Here is a 22,477-nt window from a genome sequence, read left to right on the forward strand (position 1 = left end):
GGCTGATGTTCAACGCATCATTGTGTTGGCCAGTGGCTGTATTTTTCAACCACACTGGCTGAGCAATAGGCACGGGCATTTTCTCGAGGTGTTCGTTCCGATAGCTGCATGCAAGATAGATAATCGGCGATGTATTTCTCAAACACACCGCGTGCCTTACTTGGTTCAGCGGTGAGTCGATTGACCAAAGCTCGCGGCCCAATTTCGAAATGTTGATAGTCAATCGGGTCGTTCCAGTATCCACCCCAAATCAGAAAGCCATTATTGGCAAAGATGTCGACCATTTCTTCGGCCATTCCAGTTCGAAATGGTTTGCCTAATCGATAAGAATAACGGTTGAGATAATGTTTGGCGGCTTGAGGGGGCTTAACCACGATTTGGCTGGCTTGAAATTCGACAAACGGGTTTTGCAGTGGGTTGATATCGATGGCGAGACCATAAGCATGTTTTGACCAAGAGCTGCCGCCAGTTATCGGTCTAGCGTTAAACGCGCTAGTATTGTTAGCTCGCATCGACGCCTCGTCATCGCCGAAAAATTCGCGTATCGGTGTGATAGATTGGATAGGGATCTGATGTTGATAAAGCGCTGAAAATATCATTTCAACACGATGAGCAACGGCATCCATGACAATAATAGCGCCAGTTTGGGTTTTGCCTGAAAAATCTCTGAAAGTGACATCGACCTGTTTAAGTCGCGAGCAAGGAAGTGGCGCCTGTTCTGATATCACGTTGGCTTTCTTCATCGCTAAACATTGCTCAGAGCTAAGTGATGTTGCCGATAAAGACGGAAATGCGATGATGCTGCTAAGCAGAGTAAAGAACAAATAGCGTGTCATGATATTGCCGTTATAAGCATGAAATTAGCGCATTAGAGTAGCGTGCTTTGATGCTTTTGCTCAACACAACAAGGGGCAGGATTTTGTAAATTGTTCCAAAAAAACAACAGGAAGCGGCGCTCCCTGTTGTTACAGAGTCGGAAATAAATCAGTAGAGTGTGATTACATCTCAGTGATATTTCGGTTGTTATGCATAAGAGTCGCTTTCGACCAACAAAGTGTATTCGCCATCACTGCTGGTTACAGTCACAACTTCAAAACTGTCTGCGTCATACCCTAAGTTATCGAGATAATCGGTTTGTTCTTGGTCAAGGTCACTTGTTGTATAGGTCAGATCATCAGAGTAGCTGATGCTAATATTGGCGATAACTAAACCGAGTTCACCGTCATCATTGGCCGCGAGGGTTTCAGAGTCCAGTTCTAATGTGTCATCAAAGCCTGTACCCTCAACGACTTCAAAGCCAGAAAACTCAACGTTGTCGTCCCCATTAGTGATAAGTACATCGAAACCATCACCACCATCGACAGTACGTTCGATTTTGTCGTATTTAGCATCAAGTAGATCGGAAATATCGAGTACATCATTACCGTCACCAAGGCTAATATCGAAACTGGTGTATTGTGAGCCCGTGACATTGGCTAAAGTGACATCATCATCACCTTCACCCGTCGTAATTGTGAACAGATTACTCCAAGTGTAGCTGTTACTACTCACCGCGATATAGATCGAGTCGTCGGAGTCTGCGCCAGACGTGTCGATGGTGCCACGTTTAGCGTTAAGCACGTCAATATGAGAGTAACCTAGGTCGGACGCGTTGGTAATATCAACGTCGACAAAGTTATCGACAGTGATGACTTCATAATTACCGTCTACTTTTGTTTCTTTGTAATTTTCGTTATCCCAAGTATCGGATTGAATTTGAACGCTGTTAAACGCAACGCTGGATGAAGAGTCGAATGTGTACACTAACACACCGTTTTCATCATAATAGTCAGAAACAAGGGTACCATTCTCTTCAGTTAAACCAGCAGATGACCCTGTACTATCAAGGTTGGACGTACCAATAATGACACTCATAGTGAATTCCTTTTTGATTTTAACTCGGTTAAGTTTTCAATAAACTTTTTAACCTATAAGACCAACCCGAAAAATATCGAGCTAGTGTGTTTAATCAATATGGCGACAATACATTCTCGATCTCGCCCTTCGATAAACGCGAGTTAATCTTATACAAAGCTGAAATATATATCCTAGGTGAATAAATGAATTGGTTATTTTTTGGTACTGACAAGAAATCTACTACTAAAGGTTTGTATTTAATTTGTTTTCTTGACAAAAGAAGAATGGAAGATGGGGTTTGTGTTTTAGCTATTAGTTTATTTATCAATTGTTTGTAAAATCAAAAATGAAATAAATTACATTTTTATCCAATGCTTTTCATTATTTTAATGGTTTGATAAATCTAATTGGTTTTTTTGATTTAAATTTTAATTATTTACATGAAACCAAGGCATTAATAAATGAGTTTTATTGAACTAGTTATAAAATTTTTAATTTGAGTTAATTGGAGTATTAGTACTAATGTCAGGAAATTGTTAGGGTATGCGATCTGGATTCCAATTTTATTGATTGGTTCATCAGTTCTTCTTATGTGTATAGGTGCTTATTATTTGAGGAAAAAATAGTGAAAGGTGCAGGCAGTTTTGCTGTCGTCGCGATACTTATGCTTCAATTCCTATGTGAAAAGAGTCTTATGTCCGCTTCTGAGTGTGGGCCTGGGGCACATTTTTGTTTTCAGTAACATCGCAGTATTCGCCTTCAATGACACGGTCACGTGCTCTTGGTCGCGATCGAATTGCACTCGAGAAGGCCGCACGTCCGCTCAAAATAGCAATAAGACTCAGCGGCAAAATAAATATCAGCCCAATGAAAAACGTCATTGTGGCGATGGTTAATGTCAGTATCGTAATCAGTAATCGTTTCATCGCTTTCTCCTTTTTAAGTAAAGTAACAGAGGAGATATGAACATAAAATGAATTGAACGAATAACATGCTTAGAGCTTAGAAAGTAAAGGAGATTCCAAACGACACGAGGTTCACTTGAGTATCAAATGGTTCGCTTGGATCTTGCAAGCGGGTAAATTGCCCACTCATCATCTCATTTTGGCCATAGATACGTTGCCATTCTGCATATAAGTTGATGTCTGACGTTAGTGCGTATGTAGTGCCTAATAAATAACTGTGTGAATCGATACGGCGCCGGCTTTGTCCGTAAGTGATATAAGGTGTGAATTTTCGCCAAGTGTAGTCGATGCTGGCATACCAGTTTGCGTAAAGATGGGTTGCCAATAAAAGTTCCGATTGAAAGTGCCATTGGGCAAAGGTACTGCTGAAACCAAGCGAAACCATATCTAATTTTAACTCTTTGATAAACAGATTATTTAGCTTCTGAGTGGCATCATTATGGATGTAAGCCAGATGTAATTGATGGTCTTCGTAGAACCAGTTGGTCGAAAAACCAAGAGAATCTTTTATCGAAATATCAAATGTTTGGCCGTACTGTTCAATTTTTTCTTCTCTTTCGATGGAATAAAAGGGTGAAACAATCCATTGCCCCCAAGAGCGGCTTTCATACGACCAATCAAGAACAACACCATCGTAATGAGTTAACCCGCGAAAGCTGTTATAAACCTCATTGGGTAAACGTAACCAAGGATAGGCGCTGCTGACATAATAATATTCAGAAATAATAAAAATTGGCGTTCGAAGTCGACCCGCTTTAAGTGTAATGCCGTGATTAAAGTATTCGATAAACGCGCGTTCGAGTTGAGGTGATGAATAATGGTCTTGTGGGCGTTTTAGTATTTGCAGCGCTGAACGCAGATGGTCAGAGATATGCCAGTCAAATTGCACGCCCAGTATGCTGTCACAGTCATAGCACCATTGGTTGGTGAGATCGCGTTGATCGATGACAGGTGTGATGCTGTCACTTTTTGCGGCGGTAAAGGTTCCAAACCCACTGACGCGAAGATCGTCGCTTAGGGTGAATTGGGCTGCGGCCTTAGCTGAGAGGAACAATAACAAAATAAACCATCGACTCATCACTTTTCCTCAATTATTTAATGTATATAAGACGTTAACATCAGCAGGCAACAGCGAAGCGGGTAAATAAGCCACGCCGTTTGGGTTGTTTATTAACCAGTCCATGACATCCGAGACGCTGTCGTTTTCCAATTCATAGGGTGCGGAACTTTGGCCTGAAAAGCTTTGTCGAGCCCAAATCATGTTCATTTGACTCGGCGTTTTATTCAGTAGCGCTTGATAAAATTGTTGGCGGATCGGGGAATTGTCCGGTAAGTCGGCGAGTTTAATTGCGATACCCTCGAGGTGATTGAGTCTGCCTCGATAGAGCATTTTGACTTGGTTTGCACGCAGCGGTTGAAGCTCGTTATTAAACGTAATAACGGCAAAATCTTCGGCGTAGCAAATCGGCCAGATGAACAAAATTGTTAGTGCTAACCAACGAGAGTGCAAAAGAGATCCTACGATAAAAGTAATTTAAAGAATTCAGCTTAATTAATAAGAATATAGATGAATATTGTCTACTATTAAAATTCAGCTTGCTAATACTTTAATCAAGGGATTGATTGTATGCGATTCACCTCTTGGATAACCCTGAGAACGTTGTCGATCAAAATTCGACTGCTCGTTTTAAGCCTTATCCCAGCGTCTGTCATTATTGCTTTTACTACTCATTTTGCTGCTGATGTGGAGCAACGTTTGCAACAAATGGCTTTAGTCGGAGAGCGAGCCACTATTCTGGAGAATTTGTCACAATTTTCTAATTCGACTCATCAAATTTTAAAGAACGCCATTATAGGCGAGCCAGTACAAGACAAACTCGAACAAACTGTTTTGCCGCTTAACGCTATTCAAGAAATGCTAAGCCAAGATAATGACTTTAGTATTCATGCTGAACAGCATCAGAAAATTGTTAGTTATGCCAAGGATTTATCGACCTTGGTTAGAGACCTTCACTACGTAGGTGTTGAGGAAAGCATTGAATCGGGCCAGCTTATTTTTGAATTGCTCGGTGATAGCTATATTGAAATCCAAAATCTGTCTGGTTTTGCTAGCAGCGCTGAGGTCAACAAACTCGACAGCGTGTTGACACAACTCTATTGGCTGCACCTTTGGATGGAAAAAGAAGCATGGTATGTCGAGCAAGCGCGCGCCCAATCTTGGCGTTATGACCGCTATTCAAGCGAGTATTACCACATTAGCGAAAGGCAGCAATATTATCTTGACCAATTCATCAATGTGGGTGCTGACCAGCAGCAAGTTGAACAGCTACTCAACTTATTTGCTAGCGCTTCATTTCGCAAAGCGATGCAAGTACGAGAACGGCTTATGTCACCCCAAGCAACGAGTAATGATATCGACGCGGCGGCATTTGCTATCGAGCAACGTAATGCCTTGGTGAAACAGCAGCTCAGCGTATTTTCACGTCAATTTCAGCAGCAACTGGCCGAACTCATTAGTACCGAAAGGCAGCGTTTGATTGCGGTCACCACTGCGACATTACTTTTATTGCTGATGATGTTTTTTTGGGGCGCAAGTACCTTTTATCGGATTAATTCTAAACTTGGGCGTATTTTACAGTCGATGAATGCGTTACGTCGCAATGAAGGTAACGAAACGCCGTTCATTCAGGTCGATGGCAATGATGAATTTACCGCATTTGCCGCCAACTTAAATCACGTTATTCAAGAACAAATTCGTTATGAAGAACAGTTGTTAAGTGCCAAGGAGCAAGCCGAAGCCGCCAACCGCACCAAAAGTATGTTTTTGGCCAATATGTCTCACGAAATCCGTACGCCGCTTAACGGCATCATTGGTATGACGGAGATACTTTACGACAGTCGCCTCACTCATAGTCAGAAGGATATTCTGGCGGACATTGATACCTCGTCGCAGTCCTTACTGGTGCTGATTAACGATATTTTGGATTTATCAAAAATCGAGTCGGGTAATTTGGTGTTGACTCCCCATGAGGTGGGCGTTCATAACTTGGTTTTTGAAACCGTCAATATGGTATGTACTAAAGCACTTAAACAGCAAAATGAGTTGTTTATTCAGCTCGATACGGCGCTGCCAGGGGTGATTAAAATTGACGAGTTTCGTTTTAAACAAGTACTGCTTAATTTACTCAGTAATGCGGTGAAGTTTACCCATGAAGGTTTTGTTTCGGTCGAGCTTGGTTATGTCTTCGATGGGCATACTCATTATTTAAATTGTGCGGTGATCGATTCAGGAGTTGGCATAGACAAAGAGAAACAGCAGACCATTTTTGAACCCTTTACTCAAGAAGATGGCAGCATTACTCGCCGTTTTGGCGGCACCGGGCTTGGACTGACTATTTGTAAACAGATCATCGACCTGATGGGGGGGAAAATAGCAGTTGAATCGACGCGCAGTCTGGGGAGCTGTTTTGAATTTACTATCCCTGTTGAAGTGAGTAAGCCGCTGTCGTCACCGCTTCCAGGTTGTTCCTTACATGCATTATTAGTAGTGAATGGTTCAAAACATCAGCATTTAGTCAAGCAGGAATGCTTGAGACTGGGCCTACAAATATCGGTTGTGAGTGATGTTGAACGCATGTCCGATTCAAGAGCCGATGTGGATGTCATTTTGTATTTTAAAGCCAAAGAGAAAGGCTCACGCAAAGATTTAGAGACCTTGCACGCCCAGTTTCCTCTCGCACAATTGGTTTTGCTGCAACATCATCTTTTTATCGCCCAAGATCTCGAGAACTGGGTCACAGCATCGATAACATTACCCATCTTAGGGCAGCGCTTTGAAAGTGTGCTCAAAACGTTACAGCATTCCAGTATCAAGTCGCCAATCAGCGATGCAATTTATGAAGAGCCGCAAGCGAACAACGTGCATCAACGCGTACTGATTGTTGAAGACAATTTGATGAATCAGAAAATTGCCAGCTTCTTTTTAAGCAAAGTCGGGATGGAATATCGCATCGCGAGTAATGGTCAAGAAGCCTTGAATTTCGTTCGCGATGGTGATCGATTTAGTGCGATTTTGATGGATTGCATGATGCCGGTAATGGATGGCTTAACCGCGACCAAGAATATTCGCCAATGGGAGAAAGAGCAGGGGTTAGAACGGACACCAATTATTGCGCTGACCGCCAGTGTACTCGAAGAAGAAATAGAAAGCTGCTTTGCATCAGGTATGGATGCTTATCTTACCAAACCGTATAAATCTCAGCAGCTTTTTGACACCTTAGAACGTTTACGCGTCGGGGTGTAGTTCACTTAACGGCAGCCAATTGACCTTAACGCCGGCTTGCAAAAACATATCTTGGCTGACTTTGATTTTGTCTCCCCAGCGAGAAAGAAAATCTGGCGTTTGTTCTGGACAGTGAACGGCAGAAATCCCTGTTTGGATGATTTTTGCGGCGCAATTAGGGCATGGAAAATGGGTGACCCAGATATCACAACCATCTAGGTCTCGCTTGGCAAACAAAATTGCGTTTTCTTCTGCATGAAGCGTTTTCAAGTATTTCATTTCTCGATCATCGCTGCTGGCACTGTCAGATATGCCGTGCGGATAGCCATTAAAACCAACAGAAACGATGCGATTTTGTTTGGTAATAACCGCCCCGACCTGAGTCGACGGGTCTTTACTCCAAGAGCCAACAAGTTCTGCCATTTGGTAAAAGCGTTGCGCCCATTTTGAATTCATGCGAAATCCTCGAAACGAAAATTGAACAGTGGTGCCAAGTCGTGTGGTCACTTGGTGTTATTGAGAATGCGACCTAATGGCGTAGTTTATAAGTACCTTTAGCAAAGAAAAAGCACTATCTCTTTAAAATGTAGCTGTTTTATGCAATTGATACAGGTCGTTTGGAGAGATGGTTAAAACATTGAAAGATTTTTGAGCAAAAAAAAGCCAACCGCGAAATAAGGCGATTGGCGTATACATTTGTGAACAAAATTCGGTTCACTAACAACGTCAGTTGGCTAGGTGACCCTCGGCTTAATAAGGGTCACAATAACTAAAGCATGATATGTGCCAACTTTCAGAGTACCTAATTGCGTGTGTTTTCATCATAAATGGGTGAAAAATGCGGTTTTATCTTTGCAATTTGCAAATTAAGCGTTGCATAGTGCAATTTATTGCGTAGTTTATTCGATATTGTCATGCCAGCGATGACCATAAGCGGCCGAGTAGTCCGGCGATTCAAGCTCAGGATTGAGGTTTGGGTCCGCTTGCAATGGACCAACTACGGTGCGATAGGGAAGTATCCCTGCCCATACTTGCCTATCCATGTCTTGTTTGTCGTCGTTGACGCCGAATTTGCCAATCTTAACTGAGGCTTCGGTAAGCGGCATGGCAAGTAACATGGTCGCAGCGAGTTCTTTGTCGCTGCTTAATCGAACTTGCTCGGTACGCCCCGGGGCAATTTGTTCAATAAAGTGATTGAGTAAACGATCTTTCTCGCTTGCCTGCTCAATTTGGCTAAATTGCCCCAACACAACGGCTGAGCGATAGTGCGCACTGTGGTGAAACGCTGAGCGGGCCAGAACCCAACCATCAAAAAGAGTAAAGGTCACACAGGTTTGTGCGCCATGTTTTAGTCGGCGTAACAAGCGGCTATTGTGGGCGCCATGAATGTAAATCATATCGTCGACGCGCCATACCAACATGGGGATGACAAGTGGTGTGCTTTGATCGTCTATCGCGATGTGGCCAATCAAACTTTCATCGATAATTTGATATAGCGCTTGTGTTTCTAATACCGCTTTGTGTGCGCCTTTGTTTATGACGGTGCGTGGTGTTTGTGACAGCATTTTATGTCCTTATTTGCCGATGATGATTGCAATTTAAGTGTTAACTGGTACGTTATTGAGTACCAATTATGAATAATTAAAGGATCCAATTTGGCTTCGGTGGATGTTGGCGATCTGGTGTTGTGTGGTGATAAAAGCCCTAAACACGCCCAGTTGTTTGAGGCGATACGTACCAAGATAGTGTCTGGAATGTGGCGAAATAGAGCGCAGTTACCCTCAACTCGTGCACTGGCAGAAGAGATGGATCTTAGTCGCAATACGGTTATCAGCGCTTACGAGCAATTGGTGGCTGAAGGGTATGTCGAAAGCAGGCGAGGTGCGGGCTATTATGTGGCGGTTACCTTACCTGAGCGGTTTATTGACGCGAAAGTGGCGCCCAAATTGTTAAATAGAGCGGTAAAAACAGCGCCACTAAACGGCGCATTTTCACCTGGCGTTCCAGATTTAGAGCAATTTCCTAATGCTAAGTGGCAGCGTTTTATTACCCTTCATTCATCACGCAGTTCATTGTTGGGTAATCAATCTCGGCAAGGCTATTTGCCGCTGCGAGAAACACTGAGTGACTACCTGTCGAGCAGTCGTTCGGTTCGCTGTGACCCGCGGCGAATAGTGATCACATCCGGCGCTCAGCAAGCTTTGAGCATCGCGCTGCTGGCAACCCTTGAGCGCCAAGATAAAGTGTTGATGGAGCAGCCCGGTTATGCGCAGATGACCAAAGTCATAGAGATTTTAGGCTATCAGCTTGAACCTGTAGAGGTTATCGCAGGGCAAGGGTTTGATATTCAGCGCGTTTTCAATAGTGATGCTAAAGCGCTGTATATTACGCCGAGCAATCAATATCCGATGGGCACCACCCTCAATACAGAGCAGCGCCTTGAGTTAATCGAATGGGCAAAGCAGCGAGGCAGTTGGATCATCGAAGACGATTATGACAGTGAGTTTCAGTTCGCTCATCGGCCCTATACCAGTTTGCAAGGTCTGGCGGCCAATATCGGACTGGATGAGCGTGTGATTTATGTCGGTTCGTTTAGTAAAACACTGTTTAATGGTTTACGCCTTGGTTACATGGTGGTACCAGAGTCGCTTATCGAGCCCTGCTTGGCACTTAAAAATATTCTAAGCGGCGATTCTCCCACTCATACTCAGGCCGCGCTCAGTGACTTTATTGTTGAAGGTGAGTTCTTGCGTCATGTGCGTAAAATGCGCCGTCTTTATAAACACAAACATCAAGCCATGTTAGCCGCGATTAAGCATGAATTTGGTGATGATATCGATGTGATTAGCCAAGCGGCAGGGCTGCACATCACCTTAAAGTGGCAGCAGGGCATAGATGAGCGCACTTGGGTTGAGTTGGCAGCCAAGCAAAATATTGTGTTAAGGCCTTTGAGCTATTATGAATCGAGCTTAGCCCCAGCGAGAGATTGGCACGGCGTGGTATTAGGATTTGGTAATGCTGCACTAAGCCAAATTGAGCCGTTGATGGCTCAATTGGCAAAGATTTTTTATCAGCACCGAACTTAATGTGTTTAGCTTGTCGAACGGTTTTCAAAGTTCGATGACGGCTGTGGCTGTTGCGAATTCGAGTGCTTGCCGCGCTTAGTAAATAACGTTTGCCAAGGCACTAATAGAACGATAAAGATGGTTAGTGCGTAGAGCATTGACCAACCAAGACACACAAACACACCCACGCAGAGAGCGAGCGCTATGAGCGCCAAAAAGCGCTGAATACCACGCAGCAATTTGGTCGCCGCCAGCATGGCAAGCAAGTAAACCAATACGAAAATGCTGTTGGCCAATTTTAAAAAGAATTCTAGGTCGAGGCTGCTTAATTGAGCCACCGCGCAGGAAATCAGCAAAGTGGCGCCAATCACATAGGTTGCATTCGCGGGAACCCCACGCTGAGATAATTTTGCCATCGCGCCGCTTGGCCTATATTCACGTGCTTGTGACCAGATCATCCGTGCCAAGCTCTGAGTATATAAGTTCACGCTGGCAAAACAGGCAGAGAATCCGAGTAGGCTTATCACCAGTGATGCGCGGCTACCAAACAGTTTCTCGCTCAGCCAAGGTATGGCGCCGCTATCAAAGGTTGCGTTGCCATAAGCGCCAAACTTCAAAATCACCGCTGAGCAAAACCAATAAGTTAAACCGGCAACAAAGCAGCCCACCACTATCGCGATTGGAAAATCACGGCGCGGATTTTTGAACTCTTCCCCCATATGCGCGAATGCTTCAATGCCAACGAAGCACCAAAACATCACTGCCAGCGCCGCGCCAATAGGCCAAATACTGTCTGAGTTCAACGGTGGCATCGCAAGGTCGCGGGCGCTAATGTCACCCTGCCATAAAAATGCACCAATCAAAGCAAAAATGGCTAATGCAATCAGCGTTTGTAATCGCCCAGATGATTTGGCCCCCGCAAGATTGACAATCATCAGCAGAGCAATGGTGATGACTTGACACAATAACGGATTGTCTAGGCCACTAGGCATCAGCTGTACCAGAAAACTGGCGGCTAGGGCGATGGCGGCAGGAACACCCACTGGAATCACGCTGACGAACAACCAAGCGACCGCACGTTCCATGCGTGGGTTGAACGCTTTGCGCACGAAAAAAGCAGTGCCGCCGGCATTTGGGTAGCGTTTACCTAATTGCGCAAAGGTTAACGCAATCGGACAGATCGCAATAAATAAAAACAGCCACGCCCAAAGCGATAACTGAGCGGCGATACCCGCAGCAATGGCCGGTATCATAAATAAGCCTGTACCCATCAGTGTGGTCGACAACTGACCGATTCCGGATATTAAGGTGATTTCTTGTTTAAGCTGAGACATAGATAATTTTTTATAAGTATTGTTAGGTCAAAGATTACCGGAAATGATGGGTTTTGGGCAGAGTGCAAAGTGACGTAGCTGCATGTCAAATTGACGGTAATTAGCGCCGATTCAAGCAAAGTGATCGTTTTGCTTGATATAAACGGGCTGACAACGCAAAAATCGCGGCTTATCAAGGCGCAGTGCTAGGCAGGTATGGCGTTTTATGTCACATTACCTGCATCAATAAATCGCGCGCAATCATAAAGTTAGCCATGGACAAATTCGACAATCTGATTCTTGATATTTTGAAGTTTAACGCTCGCCGCTCGGTGAGCGATATTGCGCGTGACGTCAATTTGTCGCGCTCTGCGGTGACGGCGAGAATCAAGCGTTTAGAGAGCGATGGGCAAATTCTTGGTTATCATGCCACTTTGGCCCGAGATCAGCAAAAGCCCGAAATGATCTGCGCGTATCTGGCACTTAAGTTTGACACCTCAAACTCGCTACAACGCTGCGAATCTCACGCGCAATTTATTTACCAGCTTGATGGCGTCAAAAGCTGCCGCGCGATCAGTGGTGAAACAGATATGATGTTGTATGTTGAAGTACCGAGTATGGCGAAAATGAGCGAACTTCATGAAGCGCTGTACAGTATTCCCGAACTGAAACACCTCACCACTCATACCATACTCACCGAGTTTTTCGATATATCAGGATGTTAGCGATGCATTTTGATTTTGAATCATAACTTGAGTGCGCTACATTGACCGCGTTGTTAAGGAGAAAAATATGACGGTTAGCATTTGGTTATCTTTATTTATGGTGTGCTTACTTGGCGCAATGTCGCCAGGGCCTAGTTTGGCAATGGTGGCCAAGCACAGTCTAGCTGGTGGGCGCTCTAACGGTCTTGCTACCGCTTGGGCACATGCATTTGGTATTGGCATCTATGCCTTTATTACCATTATCGGCTTGGCGGTGGTTCTTAAGCAATCGCCGATGCTATTCAAAACCATCAGTTTAGCGGGTGCCGCCTATCTCTTTTACCTTGGTTACAATGCGCTGCGCTCCAAAGGTGGTGTGGCAGCAAAGCTTGAATCAGGACAATCGGTAAGCGTCGCGCAGTCGGCGAAAGAAGGCTTTATGATCTCTTTGCTCAGCCCCAAGATTGCGCTGTTCTTTATCGCGTTATTTAGCCAATTTGTTGCGGTAGGACACAGCTGGGAGAGTAAATCGGTTATCGTACTGACGCCGTTTATCGTTGATGGCTTATGGTACACTTTGATCACTTTGTTTCTTTCAAGCCCACGAGTGTTGGAAAGAATCCGTCGCCGCGCAGTGGTGATTGACCGAATGTCCGGTTTGGTTCTTATTCTTCTCGCTCTGCGGGTGATGTTAACGGTATAACTCATGACAGTAATTAGATTGGCCGTCATCGGCACCAACTGGATTACCGACCAATTTATCGGTGCGGCACTGGCGACAGAGCGCTTTGAATTGAGTGCGGTTTACTCGCGAGAGCTCAAACGTGCTGGCGAATTTGCCCGCCAATATTCACCGAATATCGCGTTATTTGATGATTTTGACCAGTTTGCCAACAGTGATGTTTTTGATGCCGTGTACGTTGCCAGCCCCAACGTATTGCATGCGCCGCAGACCATTGCATTGTTAAACGCGGGTAAACATGTTGCGTGTGAAAAGCCACTCACGTCGAGCTTAGAGTTAGCTCAGCAAATGTATCAAGCCGCACAAGATAACCAAAAAGTGCTGTTCGAAGCGTTTATGTCGCCGCATCGGCCAAACTTTAAAGTGTTGAAATCGCAGCTCGGCTCGATTGGCGAGATTCGTAAAGCGTTCATCAGCTATTGCCAATATTCGTCGCGCTATCAAAAGTATTTAAACGGCGAAAACCCCAATACGTTCAATCCTGCGTTTAGCAATGGGTCAATCATGGACATCGGTTATTACTGTTTGGCATCTGCGGTGGAGCTATTTGGCGAGCCACAATCACTGCAAGCGACAGCGCATTTGTTGGATTCCGGCGTGGATGGTAATGGCAGCGTGTTAATGCGCTATCACGGTTTTGATGTGGTACTTACTCACTCGAAAATCAGCGATTCTTATTTAGCCAGCGAAATTCAGGGCGAAGAGGGTGCTCTGCAAGTTGAGATGATTTCTGTGGCAAGCAAAGTGGTCAAAATTCCTCGCGGTGGGCAAGCGCAGGATTTAAGTGTTGCGCAGCACGACAACCCTATGTTTGATGAAGCGAATGTGTTTGCCGATCAAATCACAGCTAATACTCTTGATGAAGCATGCAAACAGCGCTCAATGTTGGTTGCCAAATTATTAGCAGAAATTCGTCGCCAGACTGGGGTAAAATTCCCAACCGATAGCAACAGTTAAGCAATAGCAAAATAACCAAGAGAGACATCGATGAAAGCAGAAGTGAAATGGGTCGAAGATTTTAAATTCCTTGGCCAATCCCAATCGGGTCACTCGATTGTAATGGATGGCAGTGGCGGCGCCAGCGCGCCTAGCCCAATGGAAATGGTGTTGATGGCCGCAGGCGGTTGCAGCTCGGTGGATGTGGTTGATGGGTTGAAATCCGCTCAGCAAAATGTCACCGGTTGTGTGGCGAAACTGACGACTGAACGCCGCGAGACGGCGCCGCGACTCTTTACCGCCATCAATATCCATTTTGAAATCAGCGGCAGCGATTTAGACGAAAGAGTGATCGCTGAAGTAACGGCCAACTCGCTTGAGAAATACTGCTCAGTGTGTTTAATGCTGGGTAAAGGCGTCACCATGACGCACAGTTGGTCAGTGGTTTAGTTCTATGCTTGCCATTTGAGTGCAAAAAGCCGAGCGAATTGCTCGGCTTTTTCTATTTTGGTAATCCTTTCTATGCTTGTAGTAGGTAATGGTGGCGGCGAAGACGCGATTCATTTGTTCGCTGCCACTTTATGGCATGAAAAGTCAAACATGGCATACAAAGGCAAAATTACGCAGTGGTATCAAAGCCAAGGTTATGGCTATATCACGCTCGAAAATAGCACTCAGCGGATTAAATTCGAGTTCGATGCGCTTAAAAATATCACTTCACAACCGAGTAAGGATGCGGTGGTACGCTTTACGCTTAGCCAAGACCGTCACGGCAATCATCATGCGACTCAGATTGAGCGTTTACAGTCTACGCCGCTGTCACTGTTTGCCGCGTTGGTTTTTGTCACCGCGCTTGGCTTTGCGCTCTACCAGTATCAGTATCCGCGAGTAATAGGGTGGGGACTGGGTGTCATCAACCTTGCAAGTGTTGTAGTCGCTACCTTAGATCGCCGCGCATACGCAAAGCAGCAACCGCTCACCAGTGACCCAGCGTTGATATTTATTAGTCTATTTGGTGGATGGATTGGTTTAAGTGTGTGCACGGCGCTATTTTCTTTGCCAAGTCGCAGCTTTTTCTATCGCCTGTTGGTGGCGCTGATTATTGGTGTTCATTTCGCCGCGTTAATCTGGACAGTGAGCGAACGCGGGCTTCGCGATCTTAATGGGCTAATTGCTGAGATATCAGCATGGTTTTAGTGTTTGTGTTCTTCAGCTAGAGAAAAATGCTAGTACAGGCTTGACTCTCCGTCATCACAAGCGCATGTTGTGGGCTATTCAAATCAATAATAAGACGGTGTTGTATTGAAACGTCATCAATATACTTGGTATGGGGTGGGCGCGATCGCGCTTTGGAGTACGGTCGTCGCGTTGGTGCGTGTGGTTGCGGAACATTTTGGCCCAGTCGGCGGCGCCGCATCGATTTATACCGTCGCGACTATCATGCTGCTATTCACGGGTAAAACCCCTGCATTTTCTAGTTTGTCTAAACCTTATCTACTGGTGGGCGGGTTGCTGTTTGCCAGCTACGAAATTTGCTTGTCTCTGGCATTGGGCTGGGCAAATTCTCGCCATCAAGCGGTTGAAATGATGGTGATCAATTATCTTTGGCCGGCGCTAACTATCCTTATCGCGGTGCTGGGTAGTGCCCAAAAGCCCAGCGCTTGGCTTTATCTGTGTGTACTGCTGACTTTCACCGGTGTGGCTTGGTCTATTACTGGGGACACTCAGCTCACCTTGCCCGCGCTTATCGAGCATGTTCAAACCAATCCACTGAGCTACAGTTTGGCGCTGTTTGGTGCGCTGTTATGGGCTCTGTATTGCAACGTGACCAAGCGATTCGCCGATGGTAACAATGCCGTTAGCTACTTCTTTGCTTTAACTTCGTGTGGTTTATGGCTGCAGTTTGCGTTGACCGAGCAACCAACGATCAATCTTAATCCAGGCAGTGTGATGTGGCTGATACTCGCTGGTGGCGCGATGGCTGGCGGATATGCGCTGTGGAATAAAGCCTTGATGGGGGGAAATATGCTGCTTCTTGCGACGCTGTCGTATTTTACGCCAATCCTTTCGGCGCTGTTTTCTGCATTTCTGCTCGGAATCAGTTTAAGTGTTAGTTTCTGGCAGGGCGTGGTGATGGTGACGGTCGGCTCGCTACTGTGTTGGTGGGTAACGCGAGACGTCAAACCTAACCAACAAACTTTGGCGGCAATGGCTGAACATCAGGTTTAGCGCATGTATTAGCGCCAATTACCACTCAATATCAATCGGCGTGCCCGGCTTTACCAGAGTCAGAAACTCATCCATTTCGGTATTGGTCAGGGCGATGCAGCCGTTCGTCCAGTCAAAACTTTGGATATAGCTCGCGGAGAGGGTTTCGTCGTTTTTTAAACCATGAATTTTAATGTTACCGCCTGGGTCAACATTGAGTTGATGGGCCGCTGCAATATCACGCTGATTAGGATACGAGACATGCATCGAGCGATAGAATGCTGAGTCGTTTGAAACCGTACCTAAATAGTAGCGACCTTCAGGCGTTCGTTGATCGCCTTCACGCTGTTTATGGCCCTTTGGATATTTGCCAAGGGCGATACGATAGGACTTTATGATGTGATTGTTTTCCAGCAGATACATGCGGCGCTTGGACTTGTCGACTTTGACTAAATCAACCACTCGGTGGTGAGCACTCGATTCAGTCAGCAATGTGGCATGACTCAAGGGCGAAGTAAGTATCGCAACCAACAAAAACAATCGAATCATAACCATCAAAACTTCCTCATAAGGTGGAGCCACCTAACTCTCTGCGTTAAGCATAAACAATCCGCCAAATTGTAAAAGATTTAGCCATTAGGATTAATGGGAAATTGCCAGTTTTTGAGCTTGATTCCGTAAGGAAAGACCTAAAATTCACAAAACATAACATTGGTAAATGCAACGCCAAGAAACTATTGACCTAAAGCGCGCCGTTGTTTCCGTTTTGATGATGAGTTGTGCAATCAACCCCTTTTCACGCTGGCGGACACTGCTGTTTAGCTGCATTCACAGCGGTTGAAAAGGGGCTAAATTCAAGTGGTGCATGGCTTGAATTGGATTATGAATTATTGACTAAACTGCATCCAATCAAAGCCCGGTTTGCCGCTGAGGACGCTAATCGTCAGGGTATGATTACCCGATGGAATGCTTAATGCGCTGTCGATTTGGCTCCATACATAAATATTGTAAGTACTAGGAAGAGTGATGGTTTGGGCACTGTTATCGTCTATTTGCAGTGAGATAGTCGAATCGGAGGCGCTGGCGTAATTGAGTGTCCAGTTATAAGTCGTGTCGCTGCTTGAATAGAGCTGAAAGGTCATCGTGCCATTTTGTTCATCATCTTGATTGGAAAACAGTTGTACCACTGGTTCTTCGTTGGCGCTCGTTGCGCGGTGATGAAAGCCTGTTATGGCCAATGCATGTTCTGCTTCGATGCGAGCAGGGATAGGCTGATAATAATCTTGGCTTGGAATGCCTGAGTACAAGGCGCCGAGTTTCGACCACTGCCCAACGTCATCAAGAATATCGACATAAGGGTAACTGTCTGCGCCATCATCGGTGCGGCCAATAAACCAGGCGTAGCGGTAGATATAATCTTGTGCTTCGAACCAGCGGGTCAACTCGGCGAGAAAGTCCATTTGATCTTCAAGCGTTTCATCACTGTTGCCAGTCGACAAATTAAACTCGGTGAGCCAAACAGGTAATTGGTAACGCTCATAAAACTGATTTAAATAAGATTCGACACTGGAGACATTCCCCATATAGGCGTGTACAGCGAGATAATCGACTCGACAATCAGTACAAGCAGCAAAAAAGGCGTCTAAATATTCAAAAGGGCTGCCGTCATTATCGGTATCGGGAATATCTACATCTCCTGGGCTGTAGTTCATTGCTGGCGCGACAATTTTTAAATTGAACTCATCGGCGATGGCTTCAATTTTATACCAATTATCCGCCGCTTCTTGTGGTGTTAAGTTGGCTTGGTCGGCAAAATTGGGCTCATTAAACGCCAGAATGTATTTGATCTCATTATGAGCGGCGAGATAACTGCGCATTGCGGATTGGTCAAAATCGCTTCCCCAAGCCATCGGCACATATTCCACCGCATTTTGTTCGGTTGAGTAAGCCACATTGGTGTTAGGTGTTTCTGTCCAGTTGTACCACCAGGCAATGTGATTTTTCATTAAACTCACATCGTCGGTTTGTGTGAGTGAATAGCCAAGCCCGCGTTTGGCGGAAATTTGTGTGGTTTCGGCCTTTGCGACAAATGTGAAGCTCAGACAGGTAAGCAATCCGATCGCTTTTAATGTTAATGGTCTTCTTTTCATTGTGTTTCCTTTATGATTCGCCACGGAATTTCGGTGGTGTGGGAACTATAAGAAGCGCATTTTTGTGGGTGTTAACGTATTGTTAGTGATCTGTCAGCGGTATAATGTTGCTGAATGTATTTCTCAAGCTGACAGACAACCCCTAGACAAATTCGCCAAATTTTGTACAGCGCGAAAAGCGTTTTTGCTAATACCGGTTTGCTGTCGCGTTCGCTTTGAGTAGTATCGACGCACTAAAACCACAGATGTAGAGTTTGACATGAGAATAGATAGCCGATTATCACGCGTATTACACATTATTTTGCATATGGCGCGCGAAGATAAACCGATGAATTCGGAGCATTTTGCCAAAATGCTCGGTACCAACTCGGCGGTAATACGGCGAACCATGGCAGGGCTTCGTGAGGCAGGATATTTGGCGTCGGTGCGTGGTCAAAAAGGTGGGTGGCAAATCGCTTGCGACCTTAACACAGTCACGCTACTCGACATCTACCAAGCCGTCGGAAAGCCAACGGTATTTTGTATTGGTTTTGATAACAACAATCCTGACTGTGTGGTTGAAAAGGCGGTGAATGCGGCGATTCGAGAAGCGCTGCAAGCCTCTGAAGCCTTACTGCTAAAACGCTTTTCTGAAATCACACTATCTGAGCTGAGCGAAGATTTTATCGAGCGTTACGCTGCTTATTAAATTTGGTGGCTCAGGTTAGTTTTTATCACTGATATCCATCATTTTTAAACCAAAGATTGATCTCTGTTTGTGTATCCATTATTGTAACTTCAAAAGTTACTTAATGGGTAAACACCAAATGTATGAAATTTTAGTCTCGACTGGCATTCAAGGTTTTTGGGTGTGTCTAGTGCTTGCTATCGCAGCGTCGAGTATCTCAATTACCATCACTCAAACTGAGCTATTTGTGCCGCTGCGAACTCTCGCTGATAAGTGCGGCCACATGATTGGTTATCTGTTTCGTTGTTTCTACTGCTTAAGTCATTGGGTGGTGATCCTCGGAGTCGCGCTGTATCAGCCGCGCGTGATCGTGAGTGCTTATCCTGTGGTGGATTGGGTTGTCTCTGCATTTTTTGCCATTACCTTGAGCAGCTATTTTAGTGGCTTGATGTTTAAAGTGTTTATCACCGCAATGGGGAAAAAGCTCAAAGAAAAAGAGGCCAAAGACATCCTCGCTCAGCAGTAGTTTTTCTGGAAGCAAGCTCGCAAGTTTTAACCTCTAAGCCGATGGTTTTGCCATCGGCTTTTTCACGTCGTGATTTTATGTCACTGCTAACCAGTGCGACGTTTTATCTCCTCAATCAAACTTATCCGATTACGTCATTTCAGAGTGTCGTTATCGGACATGTCAAAGGCATTTTCAGGCAAGGGGCCATTTGGTGAACTGATTACCATGGCTCCATGTTGTGATCGACTCAGCGATCACGGCTGAGACCGAAAAGGTATCACGCGTTCGTAATGGGAAATTCAAGCCCATGCGCGAATGATCAGCCAGTCAAGAGACCAGTCACCACTTATAAGGTGATAGCAAGGAGAGAAGATGTTTAGCAAGGACCAGCGCATCGCAGACTATGACGATGTTCTTTGGGCGGCGATCGCCCAAGAAGAGCAGCGCCAAGAGTCGCATATTGAACTTATCGCGTCAGAAAACTACACCAGCCCACGTGTGATGCAAGCGCAAGGCACCATGCTGACCAATAAATACGCTGAAGGTTATCCGGGCAAGCGCTATTACGGCGGCTGTGAATACGTTGACGAAGTCGAAACGCTGGCCATTGAACGCGCCAAAAAACTGTTTTGCGCGGAATACGCCAACGTGCAGCCTCATTCGGGCTCGCAAGCTAACGCCGCGGTATATATGGCGCTGTGTGAACCGGGCGATACTATTTTAGGCATGAGCCTTGCGCACGGCGGACACTTGACCCACGGCGCTCACGTCAGCTTTTCTGGCAAGCTATACAATGCGGTGCAATATGGCTTAGACGAAGCGACAGGCGAAATCGATTATGCACAGGTTGAAGCGTTAGCGCTTGAGCACAAACCTAAAATGATTGTTGCCGGTTTTTCTGCGTACTCACGCGTGGTCGATTGGGCGAAATTTCGTGAAATTGCTGACAAGGTCGATGCGTATCTGTTTGTCGATATGGCGCACGTTGCGGGCCTGGTTGCCGCGGGTGTCTATCCAAACCCTGTGCCTTACGCTGACGTGGTGACCACCACAACGCACAAAACGCTGCGCGGTCCTCGTGGTGGCTTGATTTTATCGCTGACCAATGAGCTTGAGAAAAAGCTTAACTCAGCGGTGTTCCCAGCAGGCCAAGGTGGCCCTTTGATGCACGTGATTGCGGCGAAAGCGGTCGCGTTTAAAGAAGCGGCAGAGCCAGAATTTACTCAATACCAACAACAAGTGGTGAAAAACGCCCAAGCGATGGCGCAAGTGTTTATTCAGCGCGGCTATGATGTCGTGTCGGGTGGTACAGATAACCATTTGTTTTTACTCAGCTTAATTAAGCAAGGCTTGACCGGTAAAGATGCCGACGCTGCCCTTGGCCGCGCGCATATTACCGTCAACAAAAATGCCGTACCGGGCGACCCTCAATCACCGTTTGTCACCTCTGGGTTGCGTATTGGCTCGCCAGTGGTCACCACGCGCGGCTTTGGCGTTGAAGAGTGTCAGAGTTTAGCGGGCTGGATTGCCGATATTCTCGACGTTTTAAGTGATTCAAGCGCGTTAGACAACATGATTGAGCAGGTGGGGGAAAAAGTGGCTGAACTGTGCCGCGATTTTCCAGCCTATCGCTAATTGAGATTCGCGAATTGTTAAATCAACCCACAGCTAAGCCAGCACACTGAGCGTCAGTAAATCAGAAGGCTGGCAGCCATGGACGCCAATAAAGATATGTTATCAAACGCGAGCGGCGTTTTGATGTGACCCCAAGGAATAGGACTATGCAGCATTACTCAGGTTTTGGCTTATTCAAGCACTCGTTAACTCACCACGAAAACTGGCAAAGCGTGTGGCGCAATCCCACCCCGAAAAAACAGTACGATGTGATCATCATCGGTGGCGGTGGCCACGGTTTGTCGACCGCGTACTATCTGGCTAAAGAGCACGGCATCAAAAATGTCGCGGTGATCGAAAAAGGCTATCTAGGCGGCGGTAACACTGCGCGTAACACCACCATTGTGCGCTCAAATTATCTGTGGGATGAAGCGGCGCACCTGTTTGAACATTCGCTCAAGCTTTGGGACACCTTGTCTCAGGAACTTAACTACAACGTGATGTTTTCGCGTCGCGGCTGTTTGAATGTCGGTCATACCCTGCAAGACATGCGTGATATCGAGCGCCGTGTTGCAGCTAACCGATTAAACGGCATTCAAGGTGAAGTTCTCGATACCAAACAAGTTCAAGAGTTGGTGCCGCATTTGGACTGTTCACCAAATCGCCGCTACCCGATATTGGGTGCCTCTTGGCAGCCAAATGCAGGGACGGCACGTCACGATGCCGTGGCGTGGGGCTTTGCCCGCGGCGCCGATAGCTTAGGTGTGGATTTGATTCAACAAACCGAAGTGACCGATCTCATCATTGAGGGTGGCGTAATTAAAGGGGTAAAAACCAACCGTTACGGCAACATTTTGGCTGAGCGTGTCGGCTGTGTGGTGGCGGGTAACTCTGGCGTGGTAGCGAAAATGGCCGGTTTTGAAATGCCGCTCGAATCGCACCCGTTACAAGCGTTGGTATCAGAGCCGATTAAACCCATCATCGATACTGTGGTGATGTCAAACCACGTTCACGGTTACGTCAGTCAGTCGGATAAGGGCGACTTGGTGATCGGCGCCGGTATTGATGGTTACAACGGTTACGGCCAGCGCGGTTCGTATTCCACCATCGAACACACCATGCAAGCGATTCTAGAAATGTTCCCAATTTTCAGCCGAGTACGCATGAATCGCCAGTGGGGTGGCATCGTTGATACCACTGAAGATGCGTGTCCAATCATGACCACCACGCCAGTTAAGAACCTGTTCTTCAACTGCGGTTGGGGTACGGGCGGTTTTAAAGCCACGCCGGGGTCTGGCAACGTGTTTGCGGCCAGTTTGGCGGCGGGAGAAATGCATGAGTTGGCGAAACCATTTTCCATGTATCGATTTAACAATGGCGCTTTGATTGATGAACACGGCGCTTCGGCGGTTGCACACTAAGGAAGG

22 protein-coding genes are annotated in these 22,477 nt (G+C 46.0%); 12 read left to right on the forward strand and 10 right to left on the reverse strand.

All coding sequences use genetic code 11. From position 1 onward, the window contains the following. Positions 1-17 precede the first annotated feature (17 nt). From BLS03_RS10880 to BLS03_RS10900, 5 genes are all read right to left on the reverse strand, one after another. Positions 18-836, reverse strand: a complete 819-nt coding sequence (locus tag BLS03_RS10880) for a M15 family metallopeptidase (RefSeq protein ID WP_093273482.1) — start codon at positions 834-836, stop codon at positions 18-20. A gap of 187 nt (positions 837-1,023) precedes the next feature. After that, complete coding sequence (locus BLS03_RS10885; RefSeq protein ID WP_093273485.1) at positions 1,024-1,914, reverse strand: hypothetical protein; 891 nt, start codon at positions 1,912-1,914, stop codon at positions 1,024-1,026. 674 nt (positions 1,915-2,588) lie between these two features. Continuing rightward, positions 2,589-2,822 (reverse strand): hypothetical protein, encoded by a 234-nt coding sequence (locus BLS03_RS10890; protein WP_093273488.1) that lies wholly within the window; start codon positions 2,820-2,822, stop codon positions 2,589-2,591. A 76-nt stretch (positions 2,823-2,898) separates the two neighbouring features. Then, the gene (locus BLS03_RS10895) at positions 2,899-3,939 is read right to left on the reverse strand and encodes a porin (protein WP_093273490.1); all 1,041 of its coding nucleotides are present in this window, start codon (positions 3,937-3,939) and stop codon (positions 2,899-2,901) included. A gap of 9 nt (positions 3,940-3,948) precedes the next feature. Continuing rightward, a complete protein-coding gene (locus BLS03_RS10900) occupies positions 3,949-4,371 on the reverse strand; it encodes a hypothetical protein (protein ID WP_245696659.1) in 423 nt (140 codons plus the stop codon). A gap of 117 nt (positions 4,372-4,488) precedes the next feature. On the opposite strand from BLS03_RS10900, the gene BLS03_RS10905 reads away from it, so the two are divergent. Next, positions 4,489-7,164, forward strand: a complete 2,676-nt coding sequence (locus tag BLS03_RS10905; RefSeq protein ID WP_245696660.1) for a hybrid sensor histidine kinase/response regulator — start codon at positions 4,489-4,491, stop codon at positions 7,162-7,164. On the opposite strand, the gene BLS03_RS10910 is transcribed toward BLS03_RS10905, so the two are convergent. Both BLS03_RS10910 and BLS03_RS10915 read right to left on the reverse strand, forming a co-directional pair. Further along, positions 7,147-7,599: a dCMP deaminase family protein gene (locus tag BLS03_RS10910; RefSeq protein WP_093273493.1), complete on the reverse strand. Its 453-nt coding sequence runs from the start codon at positions 7,597-7,599 to the stop codon at positions 7,147-7,149. The genes BLS03_RS10905 and BLS03_RS10910 overlap by 18 nt on opposite strands. A gap of 443 nt (positions 7,600-8,042) precedes the next feature. Continuing rightward, positions 8,043-8,708: a pyridoxamine 5'-phosphate oxidase family protein gene (locus BLS03_RS10915; RefSeq protein WP_093273495.1), complete on the reverse strand. Its 666-nt coding sequence runs from the start codon at positions 8,706-8,708 to the stop codon at positions 8,043-8,045. Positions 8,709-8,783: 75 nt separating this feature from the next. Between BLS03_RS10915 and pdxR the strand changes: the two genes are divergently transcribed. Further along, on the forward strand, positions 8,784-10,229 hold the full coding sequence (gene pdxR, locus BLS03_RS10920; RefSeq protein WP_093273498.1) for a MocR-like pyridoxine biosynthesis transcription factor PdxR: 1,446 nt from the start codon (positions 8,784-8,786) through the stop codon (positions 10,227-10,229). A gap of 5 nt (positions 10,230-10,234) precedes the next feature. Here pdxR and yjeH read toward each other — a convergent pair whose 3' ends face one another. Next, on the reverse strand, positions 10,235-11,542 hold the full coding sequence (gene yjeH / locus BLS03_RS10925; protein ID WP_093273500.1) for an L-methionine/branched-chain amino acid transporter: 1,308 nt from the start codon (positions 11,540-11,542) through the stop codon (positions 10,235-10,237). A gap of 254 nt (positions 11,543-11,796) precedes the next feature. On the opposite strand from yjeH, the gene BLS03_RS10930 reads away from it, so the two are divergent. The 6 genes from BLS03_RS10930 (at position 11,797) to yddG (ending at position 16,132) form a co-directional block, all read left to right on the forward strand. Further along, positions 11,797-12,246 carry an Lrp/AsnC family transcriptional regulator gene (locus tag BLS03_RS10930; protein WP_093273503.1) on the forward strand — a complete coding sequence of 150 codons (450 nt, stop codon included), beginning with the start codon at positions 11,797-11,799 and terminating at the stop codon, positions 12,244-12,246. 67 nt (positions 12,247-12,313) lie between these two features. Continuing rightward, on the forward strand, positions 12,314-12,928 hold the full coding sequence (locus BLS03_RS10935; RefSeq protein WP_093273506.1) for a LysE family translocator: 615 nt from the start codon (positions 12,314-12,316) through the stop codon (positions 12,926-12,928). Positions 12,929-12,931: 3 nt separating this feature from the next. After that, positions 12,932-13,924: a Gfo/Idh/MocA family protein gene (locus BLS03_RS10940; RefSeq protein ID WP_093273508.1), complete on the forward strand. Its 993-nt coding sequence runs from the start codon at positions 12,932-12,934 to the stop codon at positions 13,922-13,924. Between the two features lie 30 nt (positions 13,925-13,954). Beyond that, positions 13,955-14,353, forward strand: a complete 399-nt coding sequence (locus BLS03_RS10945) for an OsmC family protein (protein WP_093273511.1) — start codon at positions 13,955-13,957, stop codon at positions 14,351-14,353. 72 nt (positions 14,354-14,425) lie between these two features. After that, on the forward strand, positions 14,426-15,100 hold the full coding sequence (locus BLS03_RS10950; RefSeq protein ID WP_093273513.1) for a tripartite tricarboxylate transporter TctB family protein: 675 nt from the start codon (positions 14,426-14,428) through the stop codon (positions 15,098-15,100). A gap of 105 nt (positions 15,101-15,205) precedes the next feature. Continuing rightward, positions 15,206-16,132: an aromatic amino acid DMT transporter YddG gene (gene yddG / locus BLS03_RS10955; RefSeq protein ID WP_093273515.1), complete on the forward strand. Its 927-nt coding sequence runs from the start codon at positions 15,206-15,208 to the stop codon at positions 16,130-16,132. A gap of 18 nt (positions 16,133-16,150) precedes the next feature. Here the strand turns inward: yddG and BLS03_RS10960 are convergent, their stop codons facing one another. Both BLS03_RS10960 and BLS03_RS10965 read right to left on the reverse strand, forming a co-directional pair. Then, the gene (locus BLS03_RS10960) at positions 16,151-16,657 is read right to left on the reverse strand and encodes a L,D-transpeptidase family protein (protein WP_425445110.1); all 507 of its coding nucleotides are present in this window, start codon (positions 16,655-16,657) and stop codon (positions 16,151-16,153) included. A 341-nt stretch (positions 16,658-16,998) separates the two neighbouring features. Continuing rightward, positions 16,999-18,261: a glycosyl hydrolase gene (locus tag BLS03_RS10965; RefSeq protein ID WP_093273518.1), complete on the reverse strand. Its 1,263-nt coding sequence runs from the start codon at positions 18,259-18,261 to the stop codon at positions 16,999-17,001. A 259-nt stretch (positions 18,262-18,520) separates the two neighbouring features. On the opposite strand from BLS03_RS10965, the gene BLS03_RS10970 reads away from it, so the two are divergent. The 4 genes from BLS03_RS10970 (at position 18,521) to BLS03_RS10985 (ending at position 22,471) form a co-directional block, all read left to right on the forward strand. Further along, positions 18,521-18,949, forward strand: coding sequence for an Rrf2 family transcriptional regulator (locus BLS03_RS10970; protein ID WP_093273521.1), 429 nt, complete (start codon positions 18,521-18,523; stop codon positions 18,947-18,949). Between the two features lie 103 nt (positions 18,950-19,052). Next, a complete protein-coding gene (locus BLS03_RS10975) occupies positions 19,053-19,454 on the forward strand; it encodes a DUF1360 domain-containing protein (RefSeq protein WP_245696662.1) in 402 nt (133 codons plus the stop codon). A gap of 354 nt (positions 19,455-19,808) precedes the next feature. Then, positions 19,809-21,071: a serine hydroxymethyltransferase gene (gene glyA, locus BLS03_RS10980; protein WP_093273523.1), complete on the forward strand. Its 1,263-nt coding sequence runs from the start codon at positions 19,809-19,811 to the stop codon at positions 21,069-21,071. A 146-nt stretch (positions 21,072-21,217) separates the two neighbouring features. Continuing rightward, complete coding sequence (locus BLS03_RS10985) at positions 21,218-22,471, forward strand: sarcosine oxidase subunit beta family protein (protein WP_093273526.1); 1,254 nt, start codon at positions 21,218-21,220, stop codon at positions 22,469-22,471. Positions 22,472-22,477: the final 6 nt, after the last annotated feature.

Origin of the sequence: Vibrio xiamenensis, assembly GCF_900100015.1 — a bacterium.
Classification (GTDB): domain Bacteria; phylum Pseudomonadota; class Gammaproteobacteria; order Enterobacterales; family Vibrionaceae; genus Vibrio; species Vibrio xiamenensis.